The sequence below is a fragment of the Amycolatopsis sp. NPDC000009 genome (assembly GCF_055563465.1).
Window position 1 is genome coordinate 761717 of record NZ_JBVHDI010000002.1, and the last position, 14062, is coordinate 775778.

At 69.8% G+C, this 14062-nt stretch carries 10 protein-coding genes; 7 read left to right on the forward strand and 3 right to left on the reverse strand.

The genetic code is table 11. The features are described from left to right. Nucleotides 1-34 precede the first annotated feature (34 nt). Nucleotides 35-3037, reverse strand: a complete 3003-nt coding sequence (locus ACZ3HL_RS09760) for an AfsR/SARP family transcriptional regulator (RefSeq protein WP_465529967.1) — start codon at nt 3035-3037, stop codon at nt 35-37. A 143-nt stretch (nt 3038-3180) separates the two neighbouring features. Between ACZ3HL_RS09760 and ACZ3HL_RS09765 the strand changes: the two genes are divergently transcribed. The 3 genes from ACZ3HL_RS09765 to ACZ3HL_RS09775 all read left to right on the forward strand — a co-directional run bounded on the left by ACZ3HL_RS09765 (nt 3181) and on the right by ACZ3HL_RS09775 (nt 6688). Further along, nucleotides 3181-4095 (forward strand): cation diffusion facilitator family transporter, encoded by a 915-nt coding sequence (locus tag ACZ3HL_RS09765; protein WP_465529969.1) that lies wholly within the window; start codon nt 3181-3183, stop codon nt 4093-4095. 141 nt (nt 4096-4236) lie between these two features. Then, a complete protein-coding gene (locus ACZ3HL_RS09770; protein ID WP_465529971.1) occupies nt 4237-5757 on the forward strand; it encodes an amino acid permease in 1521 nt (506 codons plus the stop codon). Between the two features lie 226 nt (nt 5758-5983). Further along, the gene (locus ACZ3HL_RS09775) at nt 5984-6688 is read left to right on the forward strand and encodes an LPXTG cell wall anchor domain-containing protein (protein WP_465411157.1); all 705 of its coding nucleotides are present in this window, start codon (nt 5984-5986) and stop codon (nt 6686-6688) included. A 44-nt stretch (nt 6689-6732) separates the two neighbouring features. Here ACZ3HL_RS09775 and ACZ3HL_RS09780 read toward each other — a convergent pair whose 3' ends face one another. Next, nucleotides 6733-9027: a hypothetical protein gene (locus tag ACZ3HL_RS09780; RefSeq protein ID WP_465411158.1), complete on the reverse strand. Its 2295-nt coding sequence runs from the start codon at nt 9025-9027 to the stop codon at nt 6733-6735. Nucleotides 9028-9119: 92 nt separating this feature from the next. On the opposite strand from ACZ3HL_RS09780, the gene ahcY reads away from it, so the two are divergent. Further along, nucleotides 9120-10634: an adenosylhomocysteinase gene (gene ahcY, locus ACZ3HL_RS09785; RefSeq protein WP_465529973.1), complete on the forward strand. Its 1515-nt coding sequence runs from the start codon at nt 9120-9122 to the stop codon at nt 10632-10634. 67 nt (nt 10635-10701) lie between these two features. Here the strand turns inward: ahcY and ACZ3HL_RS09790 are convergent, their stop codons facing one another. Continuing rightward, nucleotides 10702-11736 (reverse strand): hypothetical protein, encoded by a 1035-nt coding sequence (locus tag ACZ3HL_RS09790; RefSeq protein ID WP_465411160.1) that lies wholly within the window; start codon nt 11734-11736, stop codon nt 10702-10704. Between the two features lie 250 nt (nt 11737-11986). On the opposite strand from ACZ3HL_RS09790, the gene ACZ3HL_RS09795 reads away from it, so the two are divergent. The 3 genes from ACZ3HL_RS09795 (at nt 11987) to ACZ3HL_RS09805 (ending at nt 14037) form a co-directional block, all read left to right on the forward strand. Beyond that, on the forward strand, nt 11987-12556 hold the full coding sequence (locus tag ACZ3HL_RS09795) for a papain-like cysteine protease family protein (protein WP_465530044.1): 570 nt from the start codon (nt 11987-11989) through the stop codon (nt 12554-12556). Then, nucleotides 12553-13320, forward strand: coding sequence for a hypothetical protein (locus tag ACZ3HL_RS09800; RefSeq protein ID WP_465411161.1), 768 nt, complete (start codon nt 12553-12555; stop codon nt 13318-13320). The genes ACZ3HL_RS09795 and ACZ3HL_RS09800 overlap by 4 nt, the downstream gene beginning before the upstream one ends. An 84-nt stretch (nt 13321-13404) precedes the next feature. Beyond that, nucleotides 13405-14037: a dTMP kinase gene (locus tag ACZ3HL_RS09805; RefSeq protein ID WP_465530046.1), complete on the forward strand. Its 633-nt coding sequence runs from the start codon at nt 13405-13407 to the stop codon at nt 14035-14037. The last annotated feature ends 25 nt before the right edge of the window (nt 14038-14062 follow it).

Sequence of the window (14062 nt, forward strand, 5' to 3'; positions counted from 1 at the left end):
GGGGTGCCCGTCTGAGGGGTCGGGCACCCCCCGGTCAGGCCGGGGCGGGTTCGGTGAGCGACAACAGCAACCGGACGAGGGTCGAAGCGTTGGCGTCGTGGGGGACTTCCAATCGCTTCGCCTCTTCGCCCGCCGCCTCGGCCGCCTTCGTCTCCCCGACGGCCTCGTACGCCCTGCGCAACACGTGCAGGGTGAGGGCCGTCGCGGGTTTTCCACCCATGGCGCGGAATTCGTCAAGGCAGTGGCGCAGCACGGGAATCGCGCGATCGGCCTCCCCGTCGCCGATCCAGCTCGCGGCGATCGCGCGCGTGCAGGAAAGCTCTCGCGGCCGCTCTTCGAGCGCTCCGGCCAGCCGTCGCGCGTGCTCGTAGGCCTTCACCGCGTCGCTCCGCCGTCCGGCACCCGCGAGGATCGCGCCCTGGGTGCGCAACGACTTCGCCAGCGCCGATTTCGCCGTCGTCCGGCGCAGCACCCGTACCGATTCTTCGATCGTTTCCAAGGACTCATCCGGGCGGCCGTCGAGCATCAGCGACCACGAAAGCCCTTGGAGCGCGACACCGAGCTGACGTTCGTCGCCGCGTTCGCGCGCGTCCGCGAGGCTGCGCCTGTCGATCTCCAGCGCCTCGGAGATCATGCCGAGCCGATGCAGCGCCGCGGACTCCGCCTGCCGTGCGTACGTCCCGCTTTCCTCCACAGTGGACAGTTCGCGGGCCTGGGTCGCGGCGTGGAGGGATTCGCCCGCACGGCCGAGCCCGACGAGACAGCGCGCCAGGTTGGTCTCGACCCACGCCTGCGCGGAAATGTCGCCCAGCTCAGCCAATTCCTTCGAACACTCGCGGTAGCCCTCGGCGGCGAGCTCGTAGTCGCCGCGAACGTGCAGCAGCACCGCCAAGTTGGCCTCGGCGATGACCACGATGTGCCTGTCGCCTGCTTCGCGGGCGGCGTCGCGCAAGGTCTCGTACGCCGTCCGCATATCGGTGTAGTGACTGTGCAAGTACAGGTACGCGCTCAGTCTTTCCAGTATCCGCAACGCTTTCCGCCGCCAGCCGACGGCGCACAGCGACGAGACGGCGGCGACCAGGTTGGCCCGTTCCACGGAGAACCAGGTGCCTGGGTCTCGCAGCAGCCGCTCGACCAGTTCGCCCGCCAACGGCTGCGCGGGCACGTCGTGATCCGACAACGGCATCGGCACCGTCCTCGGCAGGCGCCGGGCCGCCGTGTCGGCCAGGCACAGCGCCGCGTCCGACACCTTCGCGACCGTCGACACCCGCTCGGCGTGGGTCTCCAGCGCCCGGCTCAGTTCCGTGGCGAACACGCGCACGAGATCGTGGACCCGGAACCGCTGCTCACCCGTCGGATCGAGACCGGTGGCTTCGAGCAGGCTGGCCTCGACGAGTTCGTCGATGGCCTCGTCGGCACCTTCGTCATCGATCAGCGTCGACACCGCCCATGCGGGCAGATCGAGGGTGCGGCAGCGCCCGATCAGCCGGAACGCGCGCCGTGCCGCCGGGCTCAGCGCCTGATAACTCAACGCGATACTGCCGCGGACCTGGAGATCACTGACCTGGAGCTCGTCGAGACGCGAGACCTCGTCCTCCAGTTTCCCGGCGAGCTTCCCGAGCGGCAGGCCGGGCCGCATCGCGAGCCTGCTGCCGGCGATCCGCAACGCCAGCGGGAGATTGCCGCAGGCCTTGGCGATACGTTCCGCGTCGGCACGTTCGGCGGCGACCCGATCCGGCCCGGCCAGCCGCGCCAGCAGGGCCATCGCCTCGGCGCCGGACAGCGGCGCGAGATGCAGACGATCCGCCCCTGCGAGCCCGGAAAGCCGCTGTCTGCTGGTGATCAGCACCGCGCTGCCCGGCGTTCCCGGCAGCAGCGCGCGAACCTGCTCGGGGCTCGCGGCGTCGTCGAGCACCACGAGGACCCGCCGATCGGCGAGGCGGCCGCGATAGACCGCCGCGCGCGCCTCGACGTCGTCCGGGATGGCCGGACCGGTGACGCCGAGCGCGCGCAACAGGTCCCCGAGGACGTCGGCCAGTTCGCGAGGGTCGGAGGCGCCCGCCAGCGGGACGAACAGCTGACCGTCCGGAAAGGACCGGCGGAGCCTGTGCGCGGCGGCGACCGCGAGGGTCGACTTACCTGCCCCCGGTTCGCCGGTGATCACGGCGACCGGAACACCCTTGACTTCGCCGAGCAGCTCGGAGAGCTTCGCGATCTCGCTCTCGCGACCGGCGAGATCCGCGATGTCCGGTGGCAGCTGGCAGATCGGGAAGACCGGCGCCACCTTGGCCGAGGGCACCGGGTCCTCGCCGCGCAACACGGCGGCGTGCACCCGGCGGACCTCGGCGCCGGGCTCCACGCCGAGCTCCTCGACGAGGGTGGCGCGCAGATCGCGGTGGACGGCCAGCGAATCGGCCTGCCGTCCGGCGCGGTGCAGCGCGAGCATCAGCTGCGCGGCCAGCCGCTCGCGCAGGGGATGTTCGGTGATCATCGCCTGGAGCTCGCCGGTGAGCTCGCCGTGCCTGCCGTCGGACAGCTCGGCGTCGACACAGTCTTCGAAGGCGGCGAGCCGCTCCGACTCGAGGCGGGCGACGTCCGCGTCGAGGCGGGGGATGTGCAGTCCGGAAAGGACCGGGCCGCGCCATTCCGCCAGCGCCCGGCGGTAGTGCGCCGAAACACGAGCCGCGGGATCGCCCGCCCGCGCCGCCGCCTTCCCCGCCGCGACGGCTTCGCGGAAGGACAGCAGATCGAGGTCGGCCGGCTCGACCACCAGGCGGTAGCCGTGCGGATCCCGCTCGATCTCCAGGCCGTCGAACCGGGCCCGCAGGCGGGAGACGTACGTGTGCAGATTCGAGGAGTACGACTTCGGTGGCGTGTCCGGCCAGAGGGCCTCGACCAGGGCGTCGACCGGGACGGACGAGTTCGCGTTCAGCAGCAGGACGGCCAGCAGGGCGCGCTGGTGCTCGCCGCGCGGCGTGGTACGCCGCCCGGGCGGGCTCTCGATCGTCAACGGTCCGAGCACGCCGAATCGCGGCACGGGCACCTCCCCAGGTCATGAGAGGGGCGAGACTAGCGAGGGGGCCCGACAATTCCGTGACCTGTCCCGCCCGCCGTGTACGGGCTCATCTGCACTGCTAGCCTTCGAACCCGGCATATCGGGACACCATTGGGGAGTTGCACGTGTCTGCAGGTGGCGGAACCAAGGCGATCATCGCCGCGCTCGTGGCGAACGCCGGTATCGCGGTCGCGAAATTCACCGGCTTCCTCATCACCGGATCGTCCTCGATGCTCGCCGAGTCCGTGCACTCGCTCGCGGACACCTCGAACCAGGGGCTCCTGCTGCTCGGCCAGAAGACCTCGCAGCGCAAGGCGACCCGCACCCACCCGTTCGGCTTCGGGCGGGACCGGTACTTCTACTCGTTCATCGTCGCGCTGATGCTCTTCAGCCTCGGCTCGGTGTTCGCGCTGTACGAGGGCATCCACAAGATCTCGCATCCCGAAGAGCTGACCTCGCCGCTGGTGGCGGTCGGCATCCTCGTGGTCGCGATCGGGCTGGAGTGCTACTCCTTCTACACCGCGATCCAGGAATCGAAGAAGATCAAGGGCGACGCGGGCTGGTGGGCGTTCATCCGCCAGGCCAAGACGCCTGAGCTGCCGGTGGTCCTGCTGGAGGACGCGGGCGCGCTGTTCGGCCTGGTGTTCGCGCTCGCCGGCGTCGGACTGTCGGTCGTCACCGGGAACCCGGTGTGGGACGGCATCGGCACCGTGACGATCGGTGTGCTGCTCGGTGTCATCGCGATCATCCTGATCATCGAGATGAAGAGCCTGCTGATCGGCGAAGGCGCCTCCGAGACCGACCTCGACGTGATCGTCGACGAGCTCGCCGCGGGCAAGGTCGAGCGGGTCATTCACATCCGGACGCTGTACATCGGCCCGGACGAGATGCTGGTGGCCGCGAAGCTCGCGCTGGTGCCGGGACTGGAGACCGCGGAGATCGCGCAGGCCATCGACGACGCCGAAGCGCGTGTGCGGGCGAAGGTGCCGACGGCGAAGCTGATCTACCTGGAGCCGGATCTGGACCGCGCGCTGGCCTGAGCCGCCGCCATTCGGAGCAACCCTCCGTACTCCGCCGATCACCGCCACGACCTCCGGGTAGTTCGTTGCTCTCCCACCGCGCTGCCGTCACGACCGGGCGATAGGGTCCCTTGAACCGCAGTCAGGTGTAGGAGGTCAAGGGTGCCTGGAAACGGCCTGTGGCGTACGAAATCCATCGAACAGTCCATCGCGGACACCGACGAGCCGGGGACCAAGCTCAGGCGGAACCTGAGCGCGTGGGACCTGACCGTCTTCGGTGTCGCCGTCGTCATCGGTGCCGGAATCTTCACCCTCACCGCGCGCACGGCGGGTGACTTCGCGGGGCCGTCGGTTTCGCTCGCGTTCGTGTTCGCGGCCATCGCCTGTGCGCTGGCCGCCCTCTGTTACGCGGAATTCGCGTCGACCGTCCCGGTGGCCGGGAGCGCGTACACGTTCTCCTACGCCACGTTCGGCGAGTTCATGGCATGGATCATCGGCTGGGACCTCATCCTGGAGCTCGCGGTCGGCGCGGCCGCGGTGTCGAAGGGCTGGTCCGCCTACCTCGAGACCGTGCTCTCCTACATCTTCGGCAAGGGCACGAAGACGACGTTCGAGCTCGGCCCGATCCCGGTCGACTGGGGCGCCTTGCTCGTGGTGCTGGTGCTCGCCACGCTGCTCGCCGTCGGCACGAAGCTGTCTTCGCGGTTCTCCATGGTGATCACCGGTATCAAGGTCGCGGTGGTGCTGTTCGTGATCGTGCTGGGCATCTTCTACATCAAGGGGTCGAACTACACCCCGTTCGTCCCGGACGCCCAGCCCGCCGGGGAGTCGGCGTCGACCGGCGTCGACCAGTCGCTGTTCTCGCTGATCGCCGGTGGCGGCAGCAGCGCGTTCGGCGTCTTCGGCCTGCTGGCCGCCGCGTCCCTGGTGTTCTTCGCGTTCATCGGGTTCGACATCGTCGCGACCACCGCCGAAGAGACCCGCAACCCGCAGAAGGCCGTGCCCCGCGGCATCTTCGGCTCGCTCGCCATCGTCACGGTGCTGTACGTCGCCGTGTCGCTGGTGGTCGTCGGCATGGTGAACTACAAGGAACTCGCCACCACGGCGGGTGACGGCGGCAAGAAGACGCTCGCGTCCGCGTTCGCGGCCAACGGCGTCGACTGGGCGGCCAACATCATCTCCGTCGGTGCCCTCGCCGGTCTGACCACCGTCGTCATGGTCCTGATGCTCGGCCAGATCCGGATCATCTTCGCGATGTCGCGTGACGGCCTGATGCCGCGCGGCCTGGCGAAGACCGGCTCGAACGGGACCCCGAAGCGCGCGACCATCGTCGTCGGCGGATTGGTCGCGGTCGCGGCGACGTTCTTCCCGGCGGACAAACTCGAGGAAATGGTCAACGTCGGGACACTGTTCGCGTTCGTTCTGGTCTCGGCGGGTGTGCTGGTGCTGCGCAAGACCCGGCCCGATCTGCCCCGCGCCTTCCGGGTGCCGTGGGTTCCGGTGATCCCGATCCTGGCGATCGTCGCCTGCCTGTGGCTGATGCTGAACCTGACCGTGCTCACGTGGCTGCGCTTCCTGGCGTGGATGGCGCTGGGCGTCGTCATCTACTTCGCCTACAGCCGTCGCCGTTCCCTGCTCGGCAAGCAGGACAAGGGCGAGGTGCCGACGTCCGTATCGGACTGATCATTCTCGTTTCGGCGGCCCACCATTCCTTTGTGGATGGTGGGCCGCTTCGTCGGGGGCCCCGATCTCCGGTGTGAAATCGGTGTGCGCTAACGTCCGGGCTCTTGCCTCACCCCGACGGGTGAACGGGACTCGTGGAGAAGTACCGCGAGTTGACCTTCGTCCCTCAGAAGAGGCAACCGCGCTTTCTCTCGTTTGTCCCCCGATCGGTACAGGAGAGCTCTGAATGCAGATCATTTCCGGACGGCGTGTCCGCTCCGCTGTCACCGTCGTCGCGCTGGCGACCGCCGCCCTGCTCGGCGTGACGGGCACCGCGCTCGCGTGCCACACCGACGACCCCCGCGCGATCCCGACGCCGAAGAACGTCAGCACCTGTGAGAAGGCGAAGCTGCCGGGCACCGAGATCTCGACGAAGGACCTGACCTTCACCGGTGGCACGGAGAAGGACAAGTACCTCAACATCACCGCGGTCGGCGAGGGCGTCACCGTCACCGCGATCGTCGTCAAGGGCGGCGACGGCTACAACATCTACGAGCCCGGCAAGCGCGGTCTCGCCAAGACCCCGCCGTGGGAGAAGCTGCGCTCGCCGATGAACGGCGGCGGCAAGCAGGCCGACATCAGCCACTGGTTCGCCTGTGGCGAGAAGAAGACCAAGCCGACCGAGCCGACGAAGCCGAGCGAGCCGACGAAGACGACGACGGCCAAGCCGCCGACGACCGCGCCGACCACCACCACGGAGAAGCCGTCGGAGACCTCCGCTCCGTCGAGCACCGCTGTTCCCGCCCCGAACGTCGGCGGTAACGGCGGCAACGGCGGCGGCCTCGCGGACACCGGTTTCGACAACGCCTGGCTGCTGTGGGCCGGTGGCCTGCTGGTCCTGGCCGGTGCCGGCGTCCTGGTCCTGCTGCGCGTGCGCCGCAAGGCCGACTGAAACTAGGTAATGCCTGAAGGCCCTCTTCCTCGTGAAGGGGGCCTTCAGCGCATTTGCGGGAAGTCCCCGAACAGCGATCCCTGCTCGCCCCAAGGGTTCTTCGGGCGGGGGCGGCCGAGGCCGGCGGCCATCGCGACGGCGTTGTCCCATTCGGCGTCGACGACGTAGTCCGTGTGCTTGAGGACTCCGGGTGCCCAGCGGTGCCGCCCGGTCGGCCCGCGCATCGGGTCGGGCAGCCAGTGGTCGCCGCCGAGCACCAGGACGCCTTGCTCGTCGGCTTCGGCGGCCAGCGGCCCGGTTCCGCCGCCGGGCAGGTAGCCGTCGCCCAGCAGTTTCCCGGCCACCACGCGATGCCGCCACGTCGTGACGCCGCCGCCGAAGATGTCCGTGCCGCGGCACAGCGCGCGCCAGCGGCCGTCGAGATCCCGGTACAGCCCGGCGAGTTGCTCCTGCGGCAGCATCGCGGGGAAGGCGCGCTGGTAACCCCACTGCAGCGGCGATCCCGCGGTCAGCAGCCCGACCCGGTCGCGGTCCTCGGGCGGCAGATCGGCGATCACCCGCGCCGCGGCGAGCACGGTGAGCAGACTGCCGAGGTTGTAGCCGGAGAGCACGACCCGGGTGCCCGGATCGGCCAGATGTTCCTTGACCCGGTCCGCGAGTTCCGGGACGACCCGGAGCGCGTAACTCGGCGGAACGGTCGGATGGGCGGCACGCGGCCAGAAGCACACGAGATCCGCCAGCGCGCCGAGGTGACGGCTGCGTTTGGGGGTCGTCGCGGCGGCGAACACGACGCGCAGCAGCCCGGCCGCCATCGCGCCGAGCGCGAACACGCCGATCGCGGAAATCGGCTTGAACCAGCCCGGCAGCGGACCGAAACCGAAGCGCAGCACCAGAAGCGCCCCACCGCCGGCCGCCATCGCCAGCGCGACCGTGAGCGCGAGATGGTGCAGATGCTTGCGTTCCCACGAAGCGCGGGCCCAGGCACTCGCCGCTTCCTCTTCCTGCGCCTTGTCGATCTCCATCAACGCGACGATCTCCGGGATGCCGCGGCGCAGCCGTCGCAGCGGGACGGCGACCGCGAACCCCAGCACACCGAGGACGACGGCGAGCGCGAGACCGGCACCCCACAGCACGGTCACCAGGGAGTAGGTGTCGGGCAGGCGGAGTTCGCTCGCGCCGACCAGCTGCCGCAGCGCGACCGCGAGCCCCGCGCCGAAGCCGCCGCCGAGCAGACCGGCCAGCGCGACGACCGGTGCCGCCGCCCATCCGCCGAGCCAGGGCCGCAGCCGGTGCGGCAGGTGTTTCCACGTCGGCCGTCCGAGCAGCGCGGCCGGGACGAGGATCAGCGCGAACAGCACGGTCACCGCGACCATCGCCGCCCCCAGTGCCTCGACCGTCCCGTCCGCTCCGCCGAGTCCGCCGCCTGGGAGCCCCGCGGGCAGCGGCGTCCTGCGCACGACGGCGATCCCGACCAAGACGACGGCGACCCCGATCAGCCCGCCCCGGATCACCGGCCCGGCCGAGAACCCGACCGTCGAGGCCATCAGCGTGGCGAGGACGAGCGCCAGCGCGCAGATCCAGACGACCAGATCGAACGTCGCGGACGGCAGCCGGAACGGCCCGCCGAGCAACGGAAGCGCGACACAGGTCAGAGCGGCGACGGTGTGCAGCGTGCGCAGTCCGGGCGTCCGCGGCAGGTCCTGTGGTTGCAGCGGGCTCGAACTGTGCGCGCGGTGCAGCCTGTTCCGCGATCGCCAGTCCGACGACGGGATCCGGTCGAGCACGAAGATCAGCGCCAGCAGCGGGACCACCCCGATCGCCGTCCGCAGCGGCGCGAAGTCCCGCAGGAACGACGGCGCTCCTTCGAGACAGGATGAACCCGGCGCGAGGCACTGCGCGGCGAACAGGTCGAGCGAGACCACCGCGAGCTGGCTGATCAGCAGCATCGTCAGCAGCAGCGACGCCACCCGGAGCAGCCCCCGGCAGACCCCGCCGAGCAGCGCCGCGAACCGCCTGCCCTCCGGGACCGGCGGCAGCATCCAGTGCGCGACGTTCGCCAGCGAGAACGGGAACAGCAGCGCCCAGGTCGCCTTCGCGGCGCCCCCGGAGGTCATCCCGCTCCACAGGTAGCCTTCGAGGATGCGCGGGATCGAACGGCCGAGCGCGGGCAGCACCGGACCGGGAGCGGGACGGCGCAGCCGGTCCGACGGCCGGATCAGCCTGCCGATCCCGTCGCCCGCGACGTCGACCACCGACGTCGAATCCAGCAGGCTTTCACCGCTCGTGCCCACTAGCCCGGGTACGCGTATTTCGACGACGCGGGTATCGGGACCCGGCATGACCACGGTGAAGGCCTCCAAACCGTTCCAGTGGGCTTTGAGCCGACAACGGTACTGTTCCGATGTCATCCAACCTTGGAGGAAGCGCGCATATGACCCCCGAAAGCGTTGCCAAGCGGCACGACACCCGCAACGGCATCGAGTTCGCCGTCGCCGATCTCGAGGCCGCCGAGTTCGGCCGCAAGGAGATCCGCCTCGCCGAGCACGAGATGCCGGGCCTGATGGCGCTGCGCCGCGAGTACGCCGAGGTCTATCCCCTGCGGGGAGCCCGGGTCTCGGGCTCGCTGCACATGACCGTACAGACCGCGGTCCTGATCGAGACCCTCGTCGCGCTCGGCGCGGAGGTGCGTTGGGCCTCCTGCAACATCTTCTCCACCCAGGACCACGCCGCCGCGGCGGTCGTCGTCGGCCCGCACGGCACCCCCGAGGAGCCCAAGGGTGTCCCGGTGTTCGCCTGGAAGGGCGAGTCGCTGGAGGAGTACTGGTGGTGCACCGAGCGGATGCTGACCTGGGACGGTGAGGGTCCGAACATGATCCTCGACGACGGCGGCGACGCCACCATGCTGGTGCACAAGGGAACCGAGTTCGAGAAGGCCGGTGTCGTCCCCGCCCCGGACGAGGACACCTCGGACGAGTTCCGCGTATTCCTGCAGCTGCTGAGCGCTTCCGTCGCGGCCGACACGAGCAAGTGGACCAAGATCGGCGAAGGCGTCCGCGGCGTCACCGAGGAGACCACCACCGGCGTGCTGCGGCTCTACCAGCTCGCCGCGGCCGGTGAGCTGCTGTTCCCGGCGATCAACGTGAACGACGCGGTGACCAAGTCGAAGTTCGACAACCGCTACGGCATCCGGCATTCGCTGATCGACGGCATCAACCGCGGCACCGACGTCCTCATCGGCGGCAAGGTCGCGGTCGTCTGCGGTTACGGCGACGTCGGCAAGGGCGCCGCGGAATCGCTGCGCGGCCAGGGCGCGCGGGTGATCGTCACCGAGATCGACCCGATCTGCGCGCTGCAGGCGGCGATGGACGGCTACCAGGTCAAGAAGCTGGAGAACGTCCTCGGCGAGGCCGACATCATCATCACGACGACCGGCAACAAGGACGTCGTGCTCGTCGAGCACATGGCGAAGATGAAGCACCAGGCGATCCTGGGCAACATCGGCCACTTCGACAACGAGCTCGACATGGCGGGCCTGCAGCGCTACCCGGGCATCCGGCGCATCAACATCAAGCCGCAGGTCGACGAGTGGGTGTTCCCTGCCGGGGGTCCGGGGGCCGCCCCCCGGGGTGAGCAGAGCCCCGACGGCAAGAGCATCATCGTGCTGTCCGAGGGCCGCCTGCTGAACCTGGGCAACGCGACCGGGCACCCGTCGTTCGTGATGTCGAACAGCTTCTCCAACCAGGTGATCGCGCAGATCGAGCTGTTCACCAAGCACGAGGAGTACGACAAGGAGGTCTTCCGCCTCCCGAAGAAGCTCGACGAGAAGGTCGCGAAGATCCACCTCGACGCGCTCGGCGGTGAGCTCACGAAGCTGACCAAGGAGCAGGCCGAGTACATCGACGTGGACGTCGAAGGCCCGTTCAAGACCGACCACTACCGGTACTGACCGCTGCTGGCCTCGTGAGTGGCAAGGACGGTTCTAACCGTCCTTGCCACTCACGAGGCCCGACGCGCTAGCGCCATTCGACCTCGATGCCGGCCAGCCCCGGCCCGGCGTCACTGAAGAAACCGCTGGTCACGCCGCCCATGTCGAGGGGAAGCTCCTCGGACTCGACGGGCACGGCGTCGTCGCGAGTCCGGAACTGCCGGGTGCAGCGGGCGGGCAGCGCGCCGAGCGCGAACTTCAGCTGCACCAGGTAGCTCGAACACTGGTCCCGCAGCATCCGGAAGTACCCGGGCGACGCGGTGCCGGAGTCGTCGCGGACCTCGAAGCAGAACACGTGGATCTCGCCCTCGGCGAGCTTCCGGTCGAAGAGCAGTTCGGTGGCCATCGTCTCGGCCCCGGCGTTGCGCCGGATCCGGCCGACGCGGCAACCCTCGGCGGTGATCAGCTCGACGTCGCCGATATTGCAGCCGGGGTCGCCGTTGTAGACGGTGACGTACCGGTCCGGGCCGTGCCGCCGGGCCCGGCAGACGAGCCGGGTCTGGAGGCCGACCTGCCGGTGTGCGGCGTCGAAGGTGATCGTGTCGTGCACCGAGAGCATCTCGAGGTCGGCGTTGTAGCGGTTGGACGACGGGTACGCACCCAGCTCGGCCAGCAGCTGGTCGACGATCGAGCCCATGTCGCCGGACCGGATGTCGTGGAACGACGCGGCCATCTGGTGTCCGCGCGTCCGCGTCGTCCGCGGTCCGATCAGCACGACGAGCGCGTCCGCGGGCAGCTGCAGCACCGACTCCAGCGCGCGTACCGCGGGAAGCGCCTTGGGCACCTCGGGCTGGCGTAATCCGCGCTGCCAGTAGCTCAACGTCGACTGTCCGATTTGGACGCCGCGGAGCCCGAGATGGGCGCGGAGCCGGGCGAGGGACAGGCCCCGGTAGGCGATCGCCTGCCGGAGCGCGTGATGGAACTCGCCGCTGCGGAGGGCCTCGACGAGTTCCTTGGGCAAGGCTTCGAGCGGTTGACGGCGCGTGCCGTCGATGATCGTCGGGGTGTCATCGTTCGAGGCGAGCTTCCCCGCCGAGAACGTATCGGCACCGTCTCGTGTCACCGCTCGTCCCTTCACCAGACCAGTGTGTGCGCTGAGCGTGAACACCGCGGAACGTTCACGTTAGCAGCGCACTGTGAACACTACGTCCCCCGTTCGGGGTGGTTGACCCCGGAAGAGTGACCGTTCCGGGGTGTGGAAACGCCCCGGAACGGTCCGTTCCGCCGAGTGCCCATCTTGCTCTCTGTGAGCCTGCTGTTCACCGTTGTGACCACATTGGTTCGCCATGGTGACCAGGAGGCCCGTCGTGCCTGTGTTCTCGAGGAGGTTTTGCGCCGCCGGCGCCGCGAGTCTCGTGGCGTGGCTGGCGATCCAGACCCCGGCGAGCGCGCTGCCCTCGGCGCCTGCCCGCCAGAACCCCATCGCCATGCAGGCGCAGGAAAAGTCCCAGTGGTGCTGGGTGGCTTCCGGCAACACCATCGCGGCACACCACGGTGTGACCGTCACGCAGAACGAATTCTGCCGGATCGCCCACGACGAGCGACGCCGGGAGTGCGCCGACAAGCCGGGAACGCTGGGCGACGTCCGGCGCGCCTTCGGCAAGCTCGGCTTCTCCTCACCTGGGAACTACCTCAAGGGCCGCATCCCCTACGCCGCCGTCCAGGCCCAGACCGGCGACGGCAAGCCCGTCCAGACGCGGGTCGGCTGGGCCTCGGGCGGCGGCCACATGCACGTCCTCTACGGCTCGGACGCCGGCCGGAAGTGGATCTCGTGGGGGGATCCACTGCCCACCGGCAACCGCTACAACTGGTCGACCTACGACTTCTACTCGGCGAACAAGTCCTTCACCTGGACCCACACGCTCACCGGGATCCGGCGATGAGCGCGCGGCGGTTCCTCGGGCTCGCCGGGCTGGTCGCGGTCGCGCTGCTGGTCTCGGCGCCCGGAGCGCGCGCGGATCACCTGTCCGGTGAAGACCTCGCGGCCGCGAGGGCGGCTGCCGACGACCCCACGTTGCGTGCCGAAATCGGCCGCTTCTTCACTCAGACGGGTGGTTCGGGTGCTACGCCGTCGGTGAGTGTCGTCGACGAATCCTTCCCGGTTTACGAGCTTTCGAGGGATTTCGTCGCCGGTGACGGCGCGGTCGCCGGGCGGCTCGCCTACGTCGCGGTGCCGGTGACGGCGTCCGACGGCCGGTCCGCGACCGTCTGGTCGGTCCGCGGCGACGACGGTGTCTGGCGCGTCGGCAACATCGCGTCGGGTGACCGGGAAAGCGAACTGGCCAGGAGGCTGCCCGCCGGCGCGACGCTGCTCCACGAACCCCAGGTCGACGCCTGGTACGCGCTGCGCGACGGGCGGGTGACCCTGCTCGACTCGGGTGCCAGTGGCTCCGCGAGCGGTGCGTCGGCCACTCTCGCGGAGTACCAGAAGACCGTCTCCGGCCGGTACGGCGCCATGCTCGCGAACTCGCCGTACGCCCAGGAGGGCAAGGCCGGCGGCTACAACGCCCAAGTGATGCCCCGCGGCGACGGTGGCCCCGCGCCCGACGCGCAGGACACCGGCTTCGTGCCGCTGCTGATCTTCGGCGGCTTGCTCCTCATCGGTGTCGCCGGCTTCTTCCTGCACTCGAAGAGGCGCGTCCCCTAGCGGACCGGTGGGCCGGGCGTGAGCTGACCCGTCTGGCCCGCCGGTCGACCACGGCGCCTTACAGTAGTGCCCGTGGGACGACTCGTGGTGATCGAAGGTCTGGACGGCGCGGGCAAGCGCACCCTCGCCGACGCGCTGACCGGCGCGCTGAACGCCGCCGGGGCGAGCGTCACGTCCATCGCGTTCCCGCGGTACGGCGAGAGCGTGCACGCCGATCTCGTGAAGGAAGCGCTGCACCGCGGCCACGGCGACCTCGCCGACTCCGTCTACGGCATGGCGATGCTCTACGCGCTCGACCGGCGAGGCGCGGCGGACGAGATCCGCGCGCGTCTCGGAGACCACGACGTCGTGCTGCTCGACCGGTACGTCGCGTCGAACGCGGCGTACGGCGCCGCCCGGCTCCATCAGGGCGCGGACGGCGAGTTCGTGCGCTGGCTCAAGGAGCTGGAGATCGACCGGTTCGGCCTGCCGGTGCCCGTCGCGCATCTGCTGCTCCGGGTCACCGCCGACGTCGCCGCCGACCGCGCGCAGCGCCGCGCGGAGAGCGACGCCGACCGTGCGCGGGATTCGTTCGAGACCGACGACGCGCTCCAGAAGCGGTGCTCGGTGGTCTACGACGAGCTCGCCGCGACGGGCTGGCTCGCGCCCTGGCACGTTCTCGACGGCGTCACCGGTGTCGATACCCCGCCTCTCGCGACCACCCTCCTCCGCGATTAGTCCTCTGAATGCGGTCCTTGCGCGG